This window comes from Agromyces cerinus subsp. cerinus (assembly GCF_900142065.1).
In the GTDB taxonomy this organism is placed as follows: Bacteria; Actinomycetota; Actinomycetes; order Actinomycetales; family Microbacteriaceae; genus Agromyces; species Agromyces cerinus.
On sequence record NZ_FSRJ01000002.1, the window covers coordinates 33,897 to 52,176 of the forward strand.

Below are 18,280 nucleotides of genomic sequence, written 5' to 3' on the forward strand. Positions count from 1 at the left end.
CCGCGGCATCCGACCGGGCGACCGACGTCGGGCGCAGGAAGAAGGAGACGGAGCGCAATGACAGACACGATCACCCCCGTGAACGCGGAGGTGCACGACGAGAAGCTCGCCGAGGAATCGCCGACGCGTTCCTCGTTCCTGGGCTACTTCGGCACCAAGCTCGGCGGGGCGCTCATCAGCCTCGTCATGGTCGTGCTGCTCGGCTTCTTCGCGTTCCGAGTGCTGCCGGGCGACCCGGTGCGGCGCATCGCGCAGGAACGCCCGATGAGCCCCGAGCAGATCGCGGAGCTCCGCAGGCAGTACGGCCTCGACAAGCCCGTCACGCAGCAGTTCCTCGACTACCTGGTCAACATCTTCACCGGCAACCTCGGCGAGAGTTACGTGTACCGCACCCCGGTGAGCGAGCTGATCGGGCAGTACCTCGGCCCGACCCTCCTGCTCACCGGCACCTCCGCGATCATCGCGATCGCACTCGGGCTGTGGCTCGGCCAGCGCGCTGCCTGGCGCAACGGCTCGCTCTTCGACAAGATCGCCACCGGCACCTCGCTCACCCTGTGGTCGGTGCCCACGTTCTGGCTCGCGCTGATCCTCCTCATGATCTTCGGCGGCACACTGCGCTGGTTCCCGACGGGCGGCATGGTCAGCCCCGGCGTCGAGCCGGGCACCTTCGACTACGTCGTCGACGTCGCCCGCCACATGGTGCTCCCCGTGGTCACGATGGTCGCGGTGGTCTTCGCCCAGTACCTCATGGTCATGCGCGCGTCGCTCCTCGAGGAGAAGTCGTCCGACTACCTGACGACCGCGCGGGCGAAGGGCCTGCGCGACGACCTCGTGCGTCGCCGGCACGCGGTGCCGAACGCGCTGCTGCCCACGGTCACCCTCGTCTTCATGCACATCGGCGGTCTCGTGGCCGGCGCCGTCACGGTCGAGACGGTCTTCTCCTGGCCCGGTCTCGGCAAGCTCACCTACGAGGCCATCAGCGGCCCCGACATGCCCCTGCTGCAGGGCACCTTCGTCGTCTTCTCGACGATCATCATCGTCATGAATCTCATCGCCGACCTCATCTATCGGCAGCTCGACCCGAGAGTGAGGCGCGCATGAGCACCACCGAACAGGCGCGGCCCGTCGCCCCGATGACGACCCGGCAGGTCGCGAGCCGCCGGCGCCGGGCGTCCGCCGCGAAGCTGTGGCGCGAGTTCCGCGCGAGCGCCTCGGGAATGTCGGGGCTGATCTTCCTCGGCGTCGTGATCCTCCTCGCGATCCTCGCCCCGGTCATCGCCGACCGCTCGATGCTCGACGTCACCCAGCTCACCGATCAGCCGCGCTTCGCGCCGCCGTCGTGGGAGCACCCGATGGGCACCGACCACCAGGGTCGCGAGTTGTGGGTGCGCATGATCTGGGGCGCTCGCACCTCGCTCCTCGTCGGCGTCGCCGCCACGGCGATGTCGATGATCATCGGCACCCTCGTGGGCATGGCCGCGGGCCACTTCACCGGGGTCGCGGGCGGCGTCATCATGCGATTCGTCGACTTCTTCCTCGTGCTGCCCTCGCTCGTGCTCGCCATCGTGCTGTCGTCGGTGCTGAGCCGCGGCGTGCTCACGATCGTGATCGCGATCGGCGTGACCTCATGGGCGGCCACCGCCAGACTCGTGAGAGCCCAGACACTCGCGGTCGAGGCCCGTCCGTACGTCGAGCGCTCCCAGGTGCTCGGCGCCGGGCACTGGCACATCATCGGCAAGCACCTCTTCCCCGCCGTGCTGCCGCTCGTGCTCGCCAACACGACGCTCACCGTCGGCTCGGCGATCATCGCCGAATCGACGCTCGCCTTCCTCGGTCTCGGCGATCCCACGCAGCAGTCGTGGGGCACGATCCTGAAGGACTCGATGGACGTCTCGGCCGCGACGAGCGGCTACTGGTGGTACGTCGTCATCCCCGGTCTCGCGATCGTGCTCGTGGTGCTCGCGTTCACCCTGGTCGGGCGCACCTTCGAAGCCATCGTGAACCCGACCCTCAGGAGCCGTTGAGCATGCCCGATCTCGTTTTCGACGACGTTTCCATCACCTATCGCACGGCCGCGGCGCGAGGTCGCGGCGACATCGCCGCCGTGCGGAACGTGAGCCTCTCGCTGCCGGCCGGCGGCACGCTCGGCATCGCCGGCGAGTCGGGCTCCGGCAAGTCGACGCTCGCGATGAGTGCACTGCGCCTGCTTCCCGACAACGCCGTGATCGACGGCCAGGTGCGCGTCGGCGACCGGAGCGTCGCCGACCTGAGCTTCGGCGAGCTGCGCGCCCTGCGCTGGTCGGAGGTCGCGATCGTCTTCCAGGGGGCGATGCACTCGCTGAACCCCGTGCGCACCGTCGGTCAGCAGATCATCGAGGCGCTCGAGCTGCACGTGAAGGACGGCTGGCGCACCGCCGAGGCCCGCAAGGCGCGCCTCGCGGAGCTGATGGACCAGGTCGACCTGCCGATCGCGAAGGCGGCGTCGTACCCGCACGAGCTCTCGGGCGGCCAGAAGCAGCGCATCATGATCGCGATGGCGCTCGCGTGCGAGCCCGACATCATCGTCGCCGATGAACCGACGACCGCGCTCGACGTCATCGTCCAGGGCCAGATCCTCGAGGTCGTGAAGGACCTCGTGACCCGACGGGGCATCTCGCTCCTCATGATCAGCCACGACCTCTCGGTGCTCGCCACCGCCTGCGAGCGCATCGCCGTCATGCGCAACGGCGAGCTCGTCGAGGTCGGCGAGTCGCAGCAGATCTGCACCGAGCCGCGCGAGGCGTACACGAAGCAGCTCGCCGACGCCTTCCCGACGATCGGCGACCCGGCTTCGCGGCTGAAGCCGGTCACGCGTCGCACCGACTCGGCCAGGACCGGCTCGATCGACGCGATCGACGCAGCGGATGCCTCGGCGCCCGCGCGCACGGCGGTCGAGGGCGACGCGTGGTCGACCGGCGAGGTGCTGCTGGAGGCGCGCAATCTCAGCGTGACGTTCCGCTCGCGAGGCAAGAGCGTTCGGGCGGTGCGCGGGGTCGACCTCGCGTGCCGCCAGGGCGAGATCGTCGCGCTCGTCGGGCAGTCGGGTTCGGGCAAGACCACGCTCGCCCGCACGCTCCTCGGTCTCGAGGCGCCCGACCAGGGCGGGCAGGTGCTCTTCCGCGGCAAGCCGCTCGGGCGTTCGACGAAGCGGCTCCGCGAGTTCCGTCGCCAGGTCCAGCTCATCCTGCAGGACCCGTCGGCCGCCCTGAACCCGAAGCTCAGCGTCTACGAGTCGGTCGCCGAGGGGCTCCGCATCCAGCGCTACCCGGGCGACGAACGCGCCCAGGTCGCCGCGAGCCTCGAGAACGCCGAGCTGATGCCGCCCGAGCACTTCTTCGAGGCCATCCCGCACGAGCTCTCGGGCGGGCAGCGCCAGCGCGTCGTGATCGCGGGCGCCCTCGCGATGAACCCGCAGATGCTCATCGCCGACGAGCCGGTCGCCTCGCTCGACGCCTCGGCGCGAGGCGAGATCCTCGCACTCATGCTCCGCCTGCGCGACGAGCTCGGCCTCTCCGCGCTCGTCATCACGCACGACCTCGGACTCGCATGGAACATCGCCGACACGGTCGCCGTGATGTACCACGGCGAGATCGTCGAGCGGGGTGCCACCGAGACGGTGCTCCTCGACCCCCAGCACGAGTACACCAAGAAGCTCCTCGCCGCGGCGCCGAAGATCGTGGGGCGCGAGGGCGTGCTCGCGACGGCCCGGTGATCCGCGGGTGACCGTTCACGAGAACGCTCCGGTGTCGGGCCTGCCCTGGATCGTCGTCACGGGCGACCGCGAGACGGTCTTCCGCGAGCTCGGCGCGCACTTCGCCGAGCGCATCCGCGACATCCGCTCGCACGCCGACGCCCAGTGGTCGGCGCTCATGACCCGTGTCGAGCAGGAGGTCGTGGGCGAGCGCATGCGGCGCATCGAGGCGTCCACGCGCCGGCTCTGCCCGGTCGAGTCGCGCGAGCTCGACCTCCTCGCCGAGGGCGCGGGCGTGCCCGCGTTCGACCTGTGGGTCTACAACCTCCGCGGCGACCTCGGCCGGGACGGCACCGGGTGCAGCGACGTGTCACTCGCGACATCCGATGCCCTCGTCGTCGGCCACAACGAGGACGGCGCAGGCGATTCGGCCGACGACGTCTGCCTCGTCACCCTCGTGATCGAGGGCGACCCGAGCATGACGGTCGTCTGGTATCCGGGCTTCCTGCCCGCCAACTCCTTCGTCGCCACCGAGGCGGGCACGGTGTGGGGGCTCGACCACCTGCCCGTCGTCGAACCCGATGAGAACGGGGCCGGACGCCACTTCGTCGCCCGGCACGCACAGCGGAGCCGCTCGGGTCGCGAGGCGATCGAACGCGTCCGGTCCGTGCCGTGCGCCGGCGGGTTCTCGTTCAACATCGGCGACCGCGAGACCGGTCGCGCCGTCATGATCGAGAACGCTGCGGGCATGGTCGTGACGACGGATGCCTCGGCCGACGCCCCCTGCCTCTGGCACACGAACCACCTGCGGTTCGTCGGGGAGCCGGGGCCCGGCCTGCAGCCGGCGGCGGGCGACGAGTCGCTCGTCGAGAGCCGCACGCGCGGTGAGCGACTGAGCGGGCAGCTCGACGAACGGCAGGCCGGGCGGCAGGGCGCCGTGCTCGACGCGGAGTCGGTGTTCGCGGCCCTCCGGTCCGACGGCGTGCTGAACCGCTCGACCGGCCTCTGGACCTTCACGACGACGGTGGCCGATCTGGCGAACGACCGCATCATCGTGCAGGGGCGCGGCGAGCCGACGACCTTGGGGCTCGGTGCCTTCGCGGCCGGCCGAGTGCTCGAGACCGAGGCGCGGGCATGAAGGGGGCGCGGGCATGACGCGGGGCGGAACGGGGGAGCGCATGGAGTTCGCGACGGGATCGGGCATCACCTGGTCGGCCAAGGCGGTCGACCTCGACTCGGGCCACGTGCTCTTCGAGCAGGGCGAGGACCTCGCCCTCGACACGGCGAGCATCGGCAAGGTGTTCCTGCTGCACACGGTGCTCGAGCTCGAGCAGCGCGGCGAGCTGCGTCTCGACGAGCCGGTGACTCGCCGCCCGAGCGAGTGGATGGACAACTCGGGACTCTGGTACCTGCTGCAGGCGGACACGCTCAGCATCTACGACCTCTGCGCCCTCATCGGCGCGGTGAGCGACAACGCGGCCACGAACACGATGTGCCGCCGGGTCGGGCTCGATGCGGTGCACGCGTCGACCGCGGCCCTCGGCTACACCCGGAGCTCGCTCGACGACATCGTGCGCTGGCCCATTCCGACGGGCTTCCCTCCGAACCTCTCGACCGGCAGTGCCCGAGAGCTCACGGACTTCGTCGCGCGCGTCGCGAAGAACGAGGTGCTGACCGAGGCCGGGTGCGACACCCTGCGCCGGTGGCTCGGCGCCGGCATGGACTGCTCGATGGTGGCGGCGGCCTGGGGCCTCGACCCGCTCGCGCACTACTTCTACGACCGCGACATCTGGATGTGGAACAAGACCGGCACCACGAGCCGCGTGCGCGGCGACATCGGCGTGGCGATGTCGCCGAAGCGCCGCGTGGCGTACTCGGTGCTCGCGAACTGGGAGCGGGGCTCGGATCACCGCGACGAGGCGCTCGCGACGATGCGCGAGGCCGGCGACGTCATCCGCGACCATCTCCTGCACGGCTGAGACGGGGAATCGGATGGCACGGCATGTGCAGTTCAGTGAGGTGCGCGGGGCGACCGGGTTCTCCCGGGGAACGTTCGAGGGCACCGTCGTCGACGAGGCGGCTCGCCTGAGGCCGGCGCCTGCGGGCCATGCCGCTTCGGCGCCGCCGCCGCACCGGTGGACCTCCGCCGCCGTCGAGGTGCCGTTCCCGGCGACCGAGGCGATCCTGTCGTGGCACGCGATCACCCCGCCGGGCACGTGGATCGAACTCGAGCTCAGCGTCCGGAACGCCGACGGGTCGTGGACCGCCTGGTTCGTGCTCGCCCGGTGGACGGAGCGCGACGATGCAGCGGGGGGCATCCGGCGCACGACCGTTTCCGGGCAGCGTGACGCGGATGCATCCGTACACGCCGACACCTTCGTCGCCGCCCAGGGTCGGGCGTTCACCGCGTACCGGCTTCGCGTGACCTTCGCCCGCGGTGACGAGGTCGAAGCTGAAGTCGATGCCTCGCTCGTGATGGTGGGGGCGATGGTCTCGGCGATCGACGACCCGACGCCCGAGCCTCAGCCATTCCACGACGGGCACGGGCATGGGAACGACGACCACGCCGACCACGCCGACCACGACGACCACGCCGACCGGCTCGGCGCCCGCGGCATGGCGCTCGACGTGCCGCGGTTCTCGCAGCAGCTGCACCGCGGAGCGCGCGTGGACCTCGGCGGGGGCGGGGAGGCCTGGTGCTCTCCGACCTCGACCGCCATGGTGCTCGGCTTCTGGGACCGACTGCCTTCGGACGACGCCCTGACCGGCATCGAGGCGCCGAACGGCGACCCCCAGGTCGTCTGGGCCGCCGCCGGGTGCTACGACCACGGGTACGCCGGCACGGGCAACTGGGCGTTCAACGCCGCATTCGCCGCACGGAACGGGCTCGAGTCGTTCGTCACCCGGTTGCGCTCGCTCGACGAGGCCGAACGGTTCATCGCCGCGGGCATCCCGCTCATCGCCTCGGTCGCGTTCACTCGTGACGAGCTCCCCGAGGCCGGGTACGTCACCGAGGGGCATCTGCTCGTCATCGCCGGGTTCACGGTCGATGGCGACGTCGTCGTGAACGACCCTGCGGCGCCCGAGAACACGGCCGTTCGCCGGAGCTATCCGCGCGCGGCATTCGAACGCGCCTGGTTGCGAAGCGCCGGCGGCAGCGGCGGCGTGGTCTACGTGATGCGCCCCGCCGACGTGCGCCTGCCGGCCGTGCCCGGTGAGGAACGCAACTGGTGAGCGGGGCTCAGCCGGCGAGCACCGCCGTGAGCAGCTCGATGCGCGCTCGCAGCGACGACAGCAGCAGGTGCTCGGTCACCGCGTGGGCGCCGCCGCCGCGGGGACCGAATCCGTCGATCGTCGGGACACCGAGCGAGCCGACCAGGTTCGTGTCGCCGGCTCCGGCGGCGGGCCGGCCGCTCGCCGACTGCTCCAGCGCGGATGCCGCGCGCCCGACCTCCTCGAGCAGCGCCTCGTCGCCGACGCCCGCCTGCCAAGCCGGGCGGCTCGTCAGCACGACCGCGCGCACGACCGCGCCCGAACGGATCGGTTCGAGCCGGGCGAGCGCGTCGAGCACGTGGCGCTCCGATCCGCCGTCGACGAAGCGCAGCCCGATCTCGGCGGAGGCCGCGTCGGGCACCACGTTCGCCCTCGCGCCGCCCGAGACGGTGCCGACGTTGCAGAGCACCGGCGTGGTCGCGGAGGCCTCGGCCACGATCTCGCGCACGACGAGCAACTGGTCGACGAGCTCGTCGATGGCCGAGACGCCGTTGTCGGGGTCGAGCGCCGCGTGCGCCGCCCTGCCCTCGACCTCGAGCCGGAGCCGCGTGCTGCCCGCGCGCCCGACCTTGAATGCGCCGTCGGGGTGCGGCGACTCGAAGCCGATGACGCCGGCGACGCCGTCGAGCGCCGCGCGCACGAGCTCCTGCGAGGTGGGCGAGCCGACCTCCTCGTCGCAGTTGACGAGGATCCGCACGGTGCGCCTCGGGCGATTCCGCAGGATCTCGAGCGCCGTGAGCATGATCACGAGCCCGCTCTTCATGTCGAAGACGCCCGGGCCGCGCACGACATCGCCGTCGACCGACCACGGCACGTCGCCGGTCAGCGATCCGTGGTCCCACACCGTGTCGGAGTGGCCGAGCAGCAGGAGCGGCGCCGCATCACCAGTGCCGGGAACGTCGATGACCAGGTGCGTGCCCGCCTCCGTGACGACGGCCCGCACCTCGCTCGCGAGCGGCTCGAACCACTCCGTGAGCAACCGGGCGATGCGCGCGCTCGCCGCCGCGTCGAACGAGGGGGTCTCGATGCGGACGAGCTGCTCGAGCCGCTCGAGCACCGTGTGCCACGCGGCATCCACCGCTGCCCCGACCTCTGCTGGCGTCATGTCGCTCCTTGTCGAAGATATGAAGCATATGGTAGCAACACCGTCGAGCAATGGGCGAAGAATTCCGGGCGAAGAACGCGCTGATTTCGCTGGACGAGTCAATTATATGATTCGTATAATGAACAGCGTGACTGAAGCACAGGCGCGAGACCGCGGGGTGGGCGAGCCGCTGACCACCCATGAACTCTCGAGGTACGAAGACTTCCAGCAGGCGAGTGCGCTGTACCGACGCGTCTTCGGCTACTCCTCGGAGGAACTCGCGCTGAACAGCAACCTGCTGAGCGCCCTCGTGCGGAACGGCGGGTCGGCGGTCGGCGTGCGTGGGGCCGACGGCGAGCTCATCGGCTTCGCCTACGGATTCCTCGGGTCCGATGAGTCGGGCGTCTTCCACTACTCCCAGGCCGCGGTCGTCGAGCAGCACGCCCAGGGCCGCGGCATCGGGCGCCTGCTCAAGCTGCGCCAGCGGGAGGTCGTGCTCGCCTCGGGGGTCTCGACGATGCGCTGGGCGTTCGACCCCGCACTGGGGCGCAACGCACACTTCAACTTCGACATCCTCGGCGCGCACAGCGCCGCCTTCGTGCGCGACTACTACGGGCGACCCGGCACCGACCGGCTGCTCGTCGACTGGCCGCTGGCGGCAGGCGCCGACCCCTACGCCGAGGTTCGCGCCGAGCGTCCGCCCGCCTCGCTCGCGGGTGCGGAGCCCGGCGCGGCGATCGCGCACGGCGCCGGCCGGTGGGTGGTCGTCCCGACCGGCGAAGCGGGCACGGCCCGGCTGCACGACACCATGCAGCACCTGCACGAGCAGGGCTTCGTGCTCGTGAGCTGCCAGCGCGTCGATGCGGATGTCTCGGCCTACCTCGCCGTGCCGGCGGCAGGCGGGCGGCTCCGATGACGATGCAGGCACGCAGCGACGAACAGCTCGAGCACGATCAGCTCGAGCACGAACTCAACCGCACGCTGAGTTCGCCCGAGGCCCGGTTCGGTGTGCGCATGCGCAAGAACCTCTCGGCCGAGGGGCTCCAGGACCGCGTGATGGAGACCGAGGCGGCCTCGCTCGAGAGCACGTTCGCGCACCTCCGCGCGAGCGCGGCCGTGCCGCAGGCGGCCGCGATCATCCTCGGTTCGCGTCGCAAGTTCATCGCGGGCGAGGGCAAGTCGGCGGCCTACGCCGCGCTTCTGAACGCCGACCTCGCCGCAACCGTGCCGAACGTCTACCTGATCGACGGGCACGCACTGAACCCGCTCGACGTGCTCAGCGACGTGCGCTCGACCGACGTGCTCGTGCTCTTCTCGCTGCGCCGCTACCGTCGCGAGACGGTCACGCTCGGCCGGCTCTTCAGCGAGGCGGGCGGTCAACTCGTCGTGTTCACCGACAGCGAGGCGGCGCCGCTCGCGCCCTTCGCGACCTCGCTCATCGTGCTGCAGACCGGATCCGCATCGTATGCCGACTCGCCGACCTCGGTCGCCGCCGTCTGCCACCTGCTCAGCACGCTCACGACCGCGAGCGCCAAGGGCGCCCGTCGACGGCTGGCCACGCGCGACGAGCTGAACCACGAGATGAACCTGTACTTCGACCACCGGAACGACGAGGACGCACCATGAGGGTCACCCGCATCGAACTCTTCCAGGTGAGCCTGCCCCTCGTGCACGGCTTCCAGACGAGTTCGCACCGCAAGACCGGCCTCGAGCACATCCTCGTGCGATTCACCGACGACACCGGCGCCACCGGATGGGGCGAGATCGCCTCGCCGAGCGACCCGTACTTCACGGCCGAGAACACCGAGACGGCCTGGTCGATCGCGACCCGCTACCTCGTGCCGCTCGTGCTCGACGCCGAGTGGGGGCACCCGGGCGAGGTCGACGCCCTCTGGGCGAAGATCCGCGGATACGAGTTCACGAAGGCGGGCTTCGCCGGCGCCGCGTGGGACCTCTGGTCGACCTCGCGCGGCATCCCGCTCGCCGAGGCGCTCGGCGGCACCCGCACCGAGGTCGCCGCCGGAGTTTCGCTCGGCATCGAACCGACCATCGACGAACTGCTCGCACAGGTCGCGGCGCAGCTCGACGCCGGCTACGCCCGGGTGAAGCTGAAGATCGCCTCGGGCTGGGATCTCGACCCCGTGCGCGAGGTGCGCCGCGCGTTCCCCGACCTGCTGATGCACGTCGACGCGAACGGTGCCTACCCGAGCGACGACGACACGATCCAGCGGCTGGCGGCATTCGACGCCGAGTCGCTCAGCATGATCGAGCAGCCGTTCGCGCCCGGCGACTTCGTCGGCCACGCGCGCCTGCAGGAGCGCATCGAGACGCCCGTCTGCCTCGACGAGTCCATCGTGCGGCTCGACGACCTGCGAACGATGATCGCGCTCGGCTCGGGCCGGGTGCTCAACATCAAGGTCTCCCGCATGGGCGGTCTGACGGTCGCCAAGGCGGCGCACGACCTCGCCGTCGAGGCGGGCATCCCGGTGTGGTGCGGCGGCATGCACGAGTTCGGCATCGGGCGAGCCGCGAACCTCGCCCTCTCCTCCCTCGAGCACTTCAGCTACCCCTCGGATGTCTCAGGGTCCGACAAGTACTACGCACGCGACGTGATCGTGCCGGCCGTGACCGCGCGCGACGGCGTCGTGAACGTGCCGACCGGGCCCGGCATCGGCTTCGAGGTCGACCTGGCCTGGATCGAGCAGAACCTCGAGCGCAGCTTCGATTCCGATGCGCGCGCCTCGCCGGACGACACGCGGGCCGGGGCATCCGCAGCCGTGCTCGTCATGGTCGACGACGCGGCAGAGGGCGGGCCGGTCGTGGAGACCCCGTTCCGCCGTGCCGACGTCGACGCGCCGCAGCTGGACGTGCGCGACCTGAGCGCGACCCGCGGCGACGGCATCTTCGAGACGCTCGGCGTGCACCGCGGCCGTCCGCAGGCGATCGAGGAGCATCTGCAGCGCTTCGCCCGCTCCGCCGCGCTGCTCGACCTGCCCGCGCCGAAGCTCGACGTGTGGCGCGACGCCATCCACGCCGCGATCGCGGCGCACGACAGCTCCGCCGACGGCTTCGTCAAGTTCGTGATGACGCGCGGCGTCGAGGGAGCCGGCGTACCGGTGGGCTGGGTCTACCTCGCCGATGCCGCCGACTTCACCGTGCCCCGCGAGCAGGGCGTCGCCGTCGTCACGCTCGACCGCGGCTACCGGCACGACGTCGCCCGCACCTCGCCGTGGCTGCTGCAGGGGGCGAAGTCGCTGTCGTACGCGGTCAACAAGTCGGTGCTGCGGGAGGCGGCACGCCGCGGCGCCGCCGACGTCATCTTCACGAGCATCGACGGCTTCGTGCTCGAAGGGCCCTCCTCGACGGTGCTGCTGCGGTTCGGCGATCGCTTCGTCTCCCCGCCGAGTGACGACGGCATCCTCGCCGGAACGACGCTCGCGAGCGCGATCGAGATGCTCGCCGCGCTCGGCCACGAGACGCACCGCGAGCCCGTGCGCGTCGAACAGCTCGCTTCGGCCGACGACATCTGGCTGCTCTCGAGCACCCGCTCGGCCGTCGCGGTCGCAGAGCTCGACGGCGTGCCGCGAGCCTTCGACGCCGAGCTGACGACCCGGCTCCAGACCCACCTGATCTCCCGAGACCACTGAGGACGGCGACATGCAGTACGAGCGATTCGAGATCCCGGTCTTCGACGGCCACAACGACCTGCCGTGGACGGCGCGCGCGGATAACGGCTACTCGGTCGAGGGACTCGACGGCACCGAGCCGACCCTCCTCCACACCGACATCCCGAAGCTGCGCCACGGCGGCGTCGCCGGACAGTTCTGGTCGGTGTGGGTCGACTCGGCGATCGAGGGGGCCGCGGCCGTGCGCGCGACGCTCGAGCAGATCGACTTCGTGCACCGCATGGCCGCCCGCTACCCCGAGACGTTCGAGCTCGCGACGACCGCCGAGACGGCGCGACGCGCGATGGGCGCGGGCAGGATCGCCTCGATGATCGGCGTCGAGGGCGGCGGCCAGATCGACGGCTCGCTCGCGGTGCTGCGCGAGTACGCCCGGCTCGGTGCGCGCTACATGACGCTCACCTGGACGTCGACGAGCGACTGGGCGGACTCTGCGACCGATGAGGCGCGGCACGGCGGGCTCACCGAGTTCGGCCGTGAGGTCGTGGCGGAGATGAACCGCATCGGCATGCTCGTCGACCTCGCGCACGTCTCGGTCGCGACGGCCGATGCGGCGCTCGACACCTCGACCCGGCCGACGCTCGTCAGCCATTCGAGTGCCGCGGCCCTGAACCCGCATCCGCGGAACATGCCCGACCGCATCATCCGCCGGGTCGCCGACGGCGGCGGCGTCTACATGGTCACCTTCGTGCCGTCGTTCCTCACGGCAGGCCGCCGCGACTGGGTCAACGCGGGGGAGACCGGACCGAAGCCGCCCGTCACCGTCGCCGACGCGGCCGACCATGTGGAGCACGTGCGCAACGTCGCGGGCATCGACGGTGTCGGCCTCGGCGGCGACTACGACGGCACCGACGACATGCCCGACGGGCTCGGCGACGTCTCGGGCTACCCGGTGCTGTTCGCCGAGTTGGCCCGCCGCGGGTGGACGGAGGCCGAGCTGCGCAAGCTCGGCACCGAGAACGTGCTGCGCGTGGTCGCGGCATCCGATGACGACTACCTGGGATTCACGGGTGCCGGCGCCAGCCGACCCGTCGAGATGTGAGAGCGAGAACCGAGATGGAGACAGTGAACGACGGCCCGAAGGTGCTCGTGGTCGTGAACTCCCGCCCGAGCAGCCTGCGGCGCATGCGGCCGTGGCTCGAGGAGTCGGGGCTCGATCTCGTCGTGGTCGTCGGCGAGGAGGGGCTGCCCGACGACCTCGGCTCGTTCGACGGCCTGATCATGCTCGGCGGCGGGCTCATGCCCGACGACGACGATCGCGCCCCGTGGCTCGCCCGGGAGCGGGAGCTCGCCGCCGAGGCGATCGCCGGGGACATCCCGACCCTCGGGGTCTGCCTGGGCGCCCAGATCCTCGCCCATGTCGCGGGCGGCGAGGTGCGGGCCTCCTTCGGCACCCCCGAGCGCGGCGCGACGCCGGTCTTCGTCACGGAGCAGGGGCTCGATGACGCCGTGCTGTCGCCGCTCTCGCCGGTCGCGCACGTGATCGAGAACCATGAGGACATGATCACCCGCCTGCCCGATGACGCAGTGCTCCTCGCCTCGAGCGATGCCTGCGTCAACCAGGCCTTCCGGCTCGGCCGCCACGTGCGCGGGGTGCAGTTCCACCCCGAGGCGGGAGCGCTCGACCTCGAGAAGTGGGACGACGCCGCGCTCGCCGCCGCCGGCATCGACAAGCAGCAGCTCGTCGATGCGGCCCTCGTGCACGAGGAGGAGTCCGCGGCGCGCTGCGCCCGGCTCGCGACGGCGTTCGCGGCCGAGGTCGTCGCCTCGCGCGTCACGCGCGTCGGCTGAGCACGTGTGGGCTGAGCCCGCGCCGTGTGAGTCGGGCGCCGCTCAGCTCAGCCGGTAGGTCAGGCCGAGGTGGCCGCTCGGGTGAGGGGCCACGTGGTCGAGTTCCAGCGGGCGATCACCGAGGTCCGCCGGGGTGAACGGGCGCCCGGCGCCGATCAGCACCGGCACGACGCGCAGGCGCAGCACGTCGACGAGCCCCGCCCGGAAGAGCGCGTCGGCCAGGGTGAGGCTGCCCCAGACGACGATGTGCTCGTGCCGGGTCTTGAGGTCGGCGGTGGCCTCGGTCGCGGCGCCGCGGAGGATCTCGATCGATCCATCGCCCCACGGCGCCGCCTCGAGGGTGTTCGACATCACGAACTTCGGCAGGCGGTTGATCGGCTCGGCGACGACTTCGACCTCGGGGTCGGCGACCGGCCAGTACTCGGCGAACATCCGGTAGGTGTTCGCGCCGAGCAGGATCGCATCGACGTCGGCGAGGAAGGCGAGCTGATCGTGGTCGTTCGGATTGCCGCCCCGGGCGACGCCGATGAAGTCGAGGCCGCCGTCGAGGTCGGCCGCATACCCGTCGACACTGACGATCTGCTCGACGGTGAGCCGGCCCATCAGCGCTGCCCTCCGTCGTCGACCGGGGTCTCGAGTCGCGCGTCGAGCACGTCGAAGGCGCTCGCCCAGCCGTCGTAGACGTTCTCGTCGCCCGGCACCCCGGCGATGCCGACGAGGTGGAACGTCATCTCGGTGCGTTCGCCGAGGTCCACCAGGGTCACCGTGATGAGCGGGGCGTCGTCGTCACCCGGCATGCCCCACGTGAAGACGAGCCGCTCGGGTTCGACGACCTCGCGGTAGACGCCCGCCGTCGGGTACTCCGAGCCGTCGGGGGCGATCATCGTGTAGCGGTAGCGCCCGCCGGGGCGCACGTCGAGCTCCACGGACTCGCGCGGCGTGACGACGCCGGCGGGGTGCCACCACGCCGCGGCCTCGTCGGGGTCTGTCCACGCGTGCCAGATGACATCGCGCGGCGCGTCGAAGACGCGCGTGATGGTGAACTGCTTCGTCGCGGTGCCAGTCTGTTCAGGCATCGGTCGTTCCCTTCCTCGTGCGGAGGTGCTCGTCGAGCTGGTCGAAGCGCGCGTTCCATTCGCCGCGATGGCGCTCGACCCAGGCGGATGCCTCGTCGAGCGGCTCGGTGCGGAGGGTGCAGGTGCGCCACTGGGCCGACGCGGTTCGCTCGATGAGCCCGGCGCGCTCGAGCACCTTGAGGTGCTGGGAGATCGCGGGCCGGCTCATCGCGAAGGGCTCTGCCAGTTCTCCGACGGTCGTCGGTCCGCCGCGCAGGCGCGAGAGGATCTCGCGTCGCGTCGGATCGGCGAGCGCCTGGAACACGAGGCTGAGCTCGTCGGGCCCCTGCTGCATGTAAGCAACTCCTTAATTAATGATTTGCTTACATTACGTCGACCACGCGCCCGCGTCAAGGGACACTCCGGAATTGCGAGGAGAATGACGCGATGACCGACGATGTTCGCAACGAGCACGATGTGCGCAACCTGCAGGCCGCCCTCGATTCCTTCACCGAGCCCTGGCAACCCCACCGGCTCGCGAGCGTGAACGACTACGAGGTGAAGGTCTTCAAGGCGCAGGGCGAATTCACCTGGCACACGCATCCCGATACCGACGAGTTCTTCATGGTGGTCTCGGGCCGACTCGTGATCCAGTTGCGCGACGGAGACGTCGAGCTCGGCGCGGGTGACGTCTACGTCGTTCCGCGCGGCGTCGAGCACTGCCCGCGCGCCGACGGCGAGGTCTCGGCGATGCTCATCGAGCCGCGCGGCACCGTGAACACGGGTGACACCCCGAGCGAGCGCACTGCGCAGCTGCGCGAGCTCGGCTGAGGGTCACCTCCACCAGGTCCGCGCTGCGACCTTGACGAAGACCGTTTCGAGGGCCGATCTGATGAACTGCCGGTGGAACTCCGGATGCCAGGCCGGGTAGCCGTCGTCTCCGTCGACTTTGGAATCAGTCTCAGACCACGATCCGCCGTCCCACCAACGAAGAATCCCCGGCGTCTCGGGGTCTGGGTACCATCCTTCTTCTGCCAGGCCGTCATCGGTCAGTGGCGGTGCGAGAGGCTCGGACATTCGGTGAGTATGACACTTCCGTGTCCGGGAGTCGACGCGGCATCCGTAGGCTGGCAGTCGTGCTCCGGACCATGCTGAAGTCGAAGATCCACCGCGCCACCGTCACGCACGCCGACCTCCACTACGTCGGCTCCGTCACGGTCGACCGCGACCTCATGGACGCGGCCGACCTGCTCCCCGGCGAGCAGGTCTCGATCGTCGACGTGACGAACGGCGCCCGACTCGAGACCTACGTCATCGAGGGCGAACGCGGCTCCGGCGTGCTCGGCATCAACGGTGCGGCTGCGCATCTCGTGCACGAGGGCGACCTCGTCATCGTCATCAGCTACGCGCAGTTCGACGACGCGCACGCGCGCACGTTCGAGCCGCGCATCGTGCACGTCGATGCCGCGAACGCCGTCGTCGCGCTCGGGAACGACGCAGGCGAACCGGGAGCGAGCGGAGCGCAGCGCTCGCCGCAGTCCGTCGCCTGACGGAGCAGGCCGTCAGCGCCGGGCGCGTACGACCCCGTGCTCGTAGGCGTAGACGACGGCGTGCACGCGGTCGCGCAGGCCCAGCTTCATGAGCACTTTCGACACGTGGGTCTTCACTGTCGCCTCGCCTACCCAGAGCCGCTCGGCGATCTCGGCGTTCGAGAGGCCGGCGGCGAGCTGCTCGAGCACCTCGCGCTCGCGGTCGGTGAGGGTGTCGAGCTCGGGCGACGGCTTCGGCTCACTGCCGGTGGACTCCGCGCTGTCGGCGGGCGCCGCACTCGCGCGGCCGGCGCGGCTCGCCACGGCCTCGATCACGCGCCGCGTGACATCCGGCGACAGCAGCGCGTCGCCGCGCGCGACGACCTGCACCGCCTCGATGAGCTGCTCGGGGCTCGAGTTCTTCAGCAGGAACCCGCTCGCGCCCGCCTCGAGCGCGGCGAACAGGTAGTCCTCGCGATTGAAGGTCGTGAGCACGAGCACGGCGGCAGCGGATGCCTCGTCGGCGGTGATGCGCCGCGTGGCCTCGAGTCCGTCCATGCCGGGCATCTGCACGTCCATGCAGACGACGTCGGGCGAGAGCGCCGCGACTGCGTCGATCGCCTCCTCGCCGTTCGCGGCCTCGCCGACGACCTCGATGCCGTCTTCGGAGTCGAGGATCGTGCGGAATCCGCCGCGCACGAGCGACTGGTCGTCGACCACGAGCACCCTGATGCTCACGCGCGCACCTCCTCGGTCCGCCGCAGCGGGAACTCGGCGCGCACGAGGTAGCCGCCGCGCGCCCGCGGTCCGAGCTCGAGTCGGCCGCCGGCCGCGGCGACCCGCTCGCGCATGCCCACCTGGCCGAGGCGGCGGCTCGAGGCATCCGCTGCCGAGTCGCTCGTCGGTCGCAGCACGGGGCCGGAGTTGGTCACCTCGATCTCGACCGACCCATCGGCCCAGCGCACCCTGACCTCGGCGGTCGCGGCGGCGCCCGCGTGCTTCCGCACGTTCGTGAGCGCCTCCTGCACGATGCGATAGGCGCTGAGGTCGACGACCGCGGAGACCGGGACCGGGTCGCCGACGATCGCGAGCGTCGTCGGCAGGCCGCTCGCCGCGCACTCGGCCACGAGCTCGTCGAGGCGCGCGATGCCCCGTGTCGAGGTGCTCGTGGTCGCGGGCTCGCGGTCATCGCCGGCCAGGCCGAGGGCGTCGTCGAGCACGGCGACCCCCGGCCCGGTCTCCGCGTCGCCGCGCAGGGTGCCGAGCAGGCCGTGCAGTTCGTCGACGGCGTCGCGGGCGCTCGACTCGATCGACGAGAGCGCGGTGGCAGCTGCGGCCGGATCCTTCGCGAGCACGCGTCGGGCGGCGCCCGCCTGCACGCCGATCACCGAGACGTGATGGGCGACGACGTCGTGCAGCTCGCGGGCGATGCGCAACCGCTCGATGGCGACGGCCTGGGCGCGGGTGCGCTCGCGCTCCGACGCGAGCTCGGCGGTGCGCTGCTCGAGCTCGGCGCGCGACCGCGCCGAGCGGTAGGCCGTGTCGCCGAAGTACCACGCGCCTCCGAAGTAGAGCAGGTTCGTGAGCACGTTGATGAGCCCGTACGCGAGGTAGGGCGAGAGGGTTCCCTCGCGGGAGAAGTCGGGCAGGTAGTCCTGCACGGCGGAGTAGTAGACGAGGCCCCAGAAGAGCCACCCGAACATGCCGGCGACGATGATGCCGCGCACGATCGTCGCCCGACGGCGGCTGCGGCCCCACGCCCCGACCGTGTAGATCGCCACGAACAGGCAGATGTTGCTGAAGAGCGCATCGCCGACGGGCACGACGCCGCCGACGATGAAGGTGACGGATGCCACGAGCGCCACGATCTCGGGCTGCAGGCGGCGTGCTGCGAGCGGCAGCGTCATCGCCGCGATCCAGATCACCGACCCCCACCACGGGGCGGCTTCGCCCTCCCCGTCGCCCTCGCCCCAACCCGCGAAGCGGTAGAGCACCACCGTCGCGGCGGTACCGACGGCGAGCACGAGGGCGAGGATCACGTCGTTGCGGATGGCGTGACGGCCCGGTCGCGGGCGTACCCACTCCACGCCCTCGACGACGGGGGGAGCGGTGTTCTCGGTCATCCGTCCACGTTA

General features: G+C 71.0%; 20 protein-coding genes. 13 read left to right on the plus strand and 7 right to left on the minus strand.

What is annotated here, in order from left to right; translation table 11 throughout:
• The first annotated feature begins 57 nt into the window (after nt 1-57).
• Genes BUR99_RS06220 through BUR99_RS06245 form a run of 6 tightly spaced genes read left to right on the plus strand, consistent with a single transcriptional unit; the run spans nt 58 to nt 6,964 of the window.
• Entirely contained in the window at nt 58-1,101 is a 1,044-nt protein-coding gene (locus BUR99_RS06220; RefSeq protein ID WP_084183721.1) for an ABC transporter permease, read from the plus strand.
• Nucleotides 1,098-2,024 carry an ABC transporter permease gene (locus BUR99_RS06225; RefSeq protein ID WP_234980766.1) on the plus strand — a complete coding sequence of 309 codons (927 nt, stop codon included), beginning with the start codon at nt 1,098-1,100 and terminating at the stop codon, nt 2,022-2,024. The genes BUR99_RS06220 and BUR99_RS06225 overlap by 4 nt, the downstream gene beginning before the upstream one ends.
• Before the next feature lie 2 nt (nt 2,025-2,026).
• On the plus strand, nt 2,027-3,751 hold the full coding sequence (locus BUR99_RS06230; RefSeq protein ID WP_074259546.1) for an ATP-binding cassette domain-containing protein: 1,725 nt from the start codon (nt 2,027-2,029) through the stop codon (nt 3,749-3,751).
• A 7-nt stretch (nt 3,752-3,758) separates the two neighbouring features.
• Nucleotides 3,759-4,868 carry a C45 family autoproteolytic acyltransferase/hydrolase gene (locus tag BUR99_RS06235; RefSeq protein ID WP_074259547.1) on the plus strand — a complete coding sequence of 370 codons (1,110 nt, stop codon included), beginning with the start codon at nt 3,759-3,761 and terminating at the stop codon, nt 4,866-4,868.
• 13 nt (nt 4,869-4,881) lie between these two features.
• Nucleotides 4,882-5,709, plus strand: a complete 828-nt coding sequence (locus BUR99_RS06240) for a serine hydrolase (protein ID WP_234980767.1) — start codon at nt 4,882-4,884, stop codon at nt 5,707-5,709.
• A gap of 13 nt (nt 5,710-5,722) precedes the next feature.
• Nucleotides 5,723-6,964 carry a C39 family peptidase gene (locus BUR99_RS06245; RefSeq protein WP_143231517.1) on the plus strand — a complete coding sequence of 414 codons (1,242 nt, stop codon included), beginning with the start codon at nt 5,723-5,725 and terminating at the stop codon, nt 6,962-6,964.
• A gap of 7 nt (nt 6,965-6,971) precedes the next feature.
• On the opposite strand, the gene BUR99_RS06250 is transcribed toward BUR99_RS06245, so the two are convergent.
• Nucleotides 6,972-8,108 (minus strand): M20/M25/M40 family metallo-hydrolase, encoded by a 1,137-nt coding sequence (locus BUR99_RS06250; RefSeq protein ID WP_074259550.1) that lies wholly within the window; start codon nt 8,106-8,108, stop codon nt 6,972-6,974.
• Between the two features lie 127 nt (nt 8,109-8,235).
• On the opposite strand from BUR99_RS06250, the gene BUR99_RS06255 reads away from it, so the two are divergent.
• The 5 genes from BUR99_RS06255 to BUR99_RS06275 are packed head-to-tail and all read left to right on the plus strand — an operon-like array spanning nt 8,236 to nt 13,561.
• A complete protein-coding gene (locus BUR99_RS06255) occupies nt 8,236-9,003 on the plus strand; it encodes a GNAT family N-acetyltransferase (protein ID WP_143231518.1) in 768 nt (255 codons plus the stop codon).
• Nucleotides 9,000-9,713, plus strand: a complete 714-nt coding sequence (locus BUR99_RS06260) for a MurR/RpiR family transcriptional regulator (protein WP_234980768.1) — start codon at nt 9,000-9,002, stop codon at nt 9,711-9,713. Before BUR99_RS06255 ends, BUR99_RS06260 begins: the two co-directional genes overlap by 4 nt.
• Nucleotides 9,710-11,734, plus strand: a complete 2,025-nt coding sequence (gene menC / locus BUR99_RS06265; protein WP_074259553.1) for an o-succinylbenzoate synthase — start codon at nt 9,710-9,712, stop codon at nt 11,732-11,734. Before BUR99_RS06260 ends, menC begins: the two co-directional genes overlap by 4 nt.
• Nucleotides 11,735-11,744: 10 nt before the next feature.
• Nucleotides 11,745-12,812 carry a dipeptidase gene (locus tag BUR99_RS06270; RefSeq protein WP_074259554.1) on the plus strand — a complete coding sequence of 356 codons (1,068 nt, stop codon included), beginning with the start codon at nt 11,745-11,747 and terminating at the stop codon, nt 12,810-12,812.
• 14 nt (nt 12,813-12,826) lie between these two features.
• A complete protein-coding gene (locus BUR99_RS06275) occupies nt 12,827-13,561 on the plus strand; it encodes a type 1 glutamine amidotransferase (protein ID WP_074259555.1) in 735 nt (244 codons plus the stop codon).
• A 42-nt stretch (nt 13,562-13,603) separates the two neighbouring features.
• Here BUR99_RS06275 and BUR99_RS06280 read toward each other — a convergent pair whose 3' ends face one another.
• The 3 genes from BUR99_RS06280 to BUR99_RS06290 are packed head-to-tail and all read right to left on the minus strand — an operon-like array spanning nt 13,604 to nt 14,971.
• Nucleotides 13,604-14,164, minus strand: a complete 561-nt coding sequence (locus BUR99_RS06280; RefSeq protein WP_074259556.1) for a dihydrofolate reductase family protein — start codon at nt 14,162-14,164, stop codon at nt 13,604-13,606.
• On the minus strand, nt 14,164-14,637 hold the full coding sequence (locus BUR99_RS06285; protein ID WP_074259557.1) for an SRPBCC family protein: 474 nt from the start codon (nt 14,635-14,637) through the stop codon (nt 14,164-14,166). The genes BUR99_RS06280 and BUR99_RS06285 overlap by 1 nt, the downstream gene beginning before the upstream one ends.
• Nucleotides 14,630-14,971, minus strand: a complete 342-nt coding sequence (locus BUR99_RS06290) for an ArsR/SmtB family transcription factor (protein WP_074259558.1) — start codon at nt 14,969-14,971, stop codon at nt 14,630-14,632. Before BUR99_RS06290 ends, BUR99_RS06285 begins: the two co-directional genes overlap by 8 nt.
• Before the next feature lie 92 nt (nt 14,972-15,063).
• Between BUR99_RS06290 and BUR99_RS06295 the strand changes: the two genes are divergently transcribed.
• Nucleotides 15,064-15,447 (plus strand): cupin domain-containing protein, encoded by a 384-nt coding sequence (locus BUR99_RS06295; protein ID WP_074259559.1) that lies wholly within the window; start codon nt 15,064-15,066, stop codon nt 15,445-15,447.
• 3 nt (nt 15,448-15,450) lie between these two features.
• Here BUR99_RS06295 and BUR99_RS20670 read toward each other — a convergent pair whose 3' ends face one another.
• Nucleotides 15,451-15,693, minus strand: coding sequence for a DUF2510 domain-containing protein (locus BUR99_RS20670; RefSeq protein ID WP_074259560.1), 243 nt, complete (start codon nt 15,691-15,693; stop codon nt 15,451-15,453).
• A gap of 59 nt (nt 15,694-15,752) precedes the next feature.
• On the opposite strand from BUR99_RS20670, the gene panD reads away from it, so the two are divergent.
• Nucleotides 15,753-16,166, plus strand: coding sequence for an aspartate 1-decarboxylase (gene panD, locus BUR99_RS06305; RefSeq protein ID WP_074259561.1), 414 nt, complete (start codon nt 15,753-15,755; stop codon nt 16,164-16,166).
• A gap of 12 nt (nt 16,167-16,178) precedes the next feature.
• On the opposite strand, the gene BUR99_RS06310 is transcribed toward panD, so the two are convergent.
• Entirely contained in the window at nt 16,179-16,883 is a 705-nt protein-coding gene (locus tag BUR99_RS06310) for a response regulator (RefSeq protein WP_074259562.1), read from the minus strand.
• Nucleotides 16,880-18,268 (minus strand): sensor histidine kinase, encoded by a 1,389-nt coding sequence (locus BUR99_RS06315; protein ID WP_074259563.1) that lies wholly within the window; start codon nt 18,266-18,268, stop codon nt 16,880-16,882. Before BUR99_RS06315 ends, BUR99_RS06310 begins: the two co-directional genes overlap by 4 nt.
• Nucleotides 18,269-18,280: the final 12 nt, after the last annotated feature.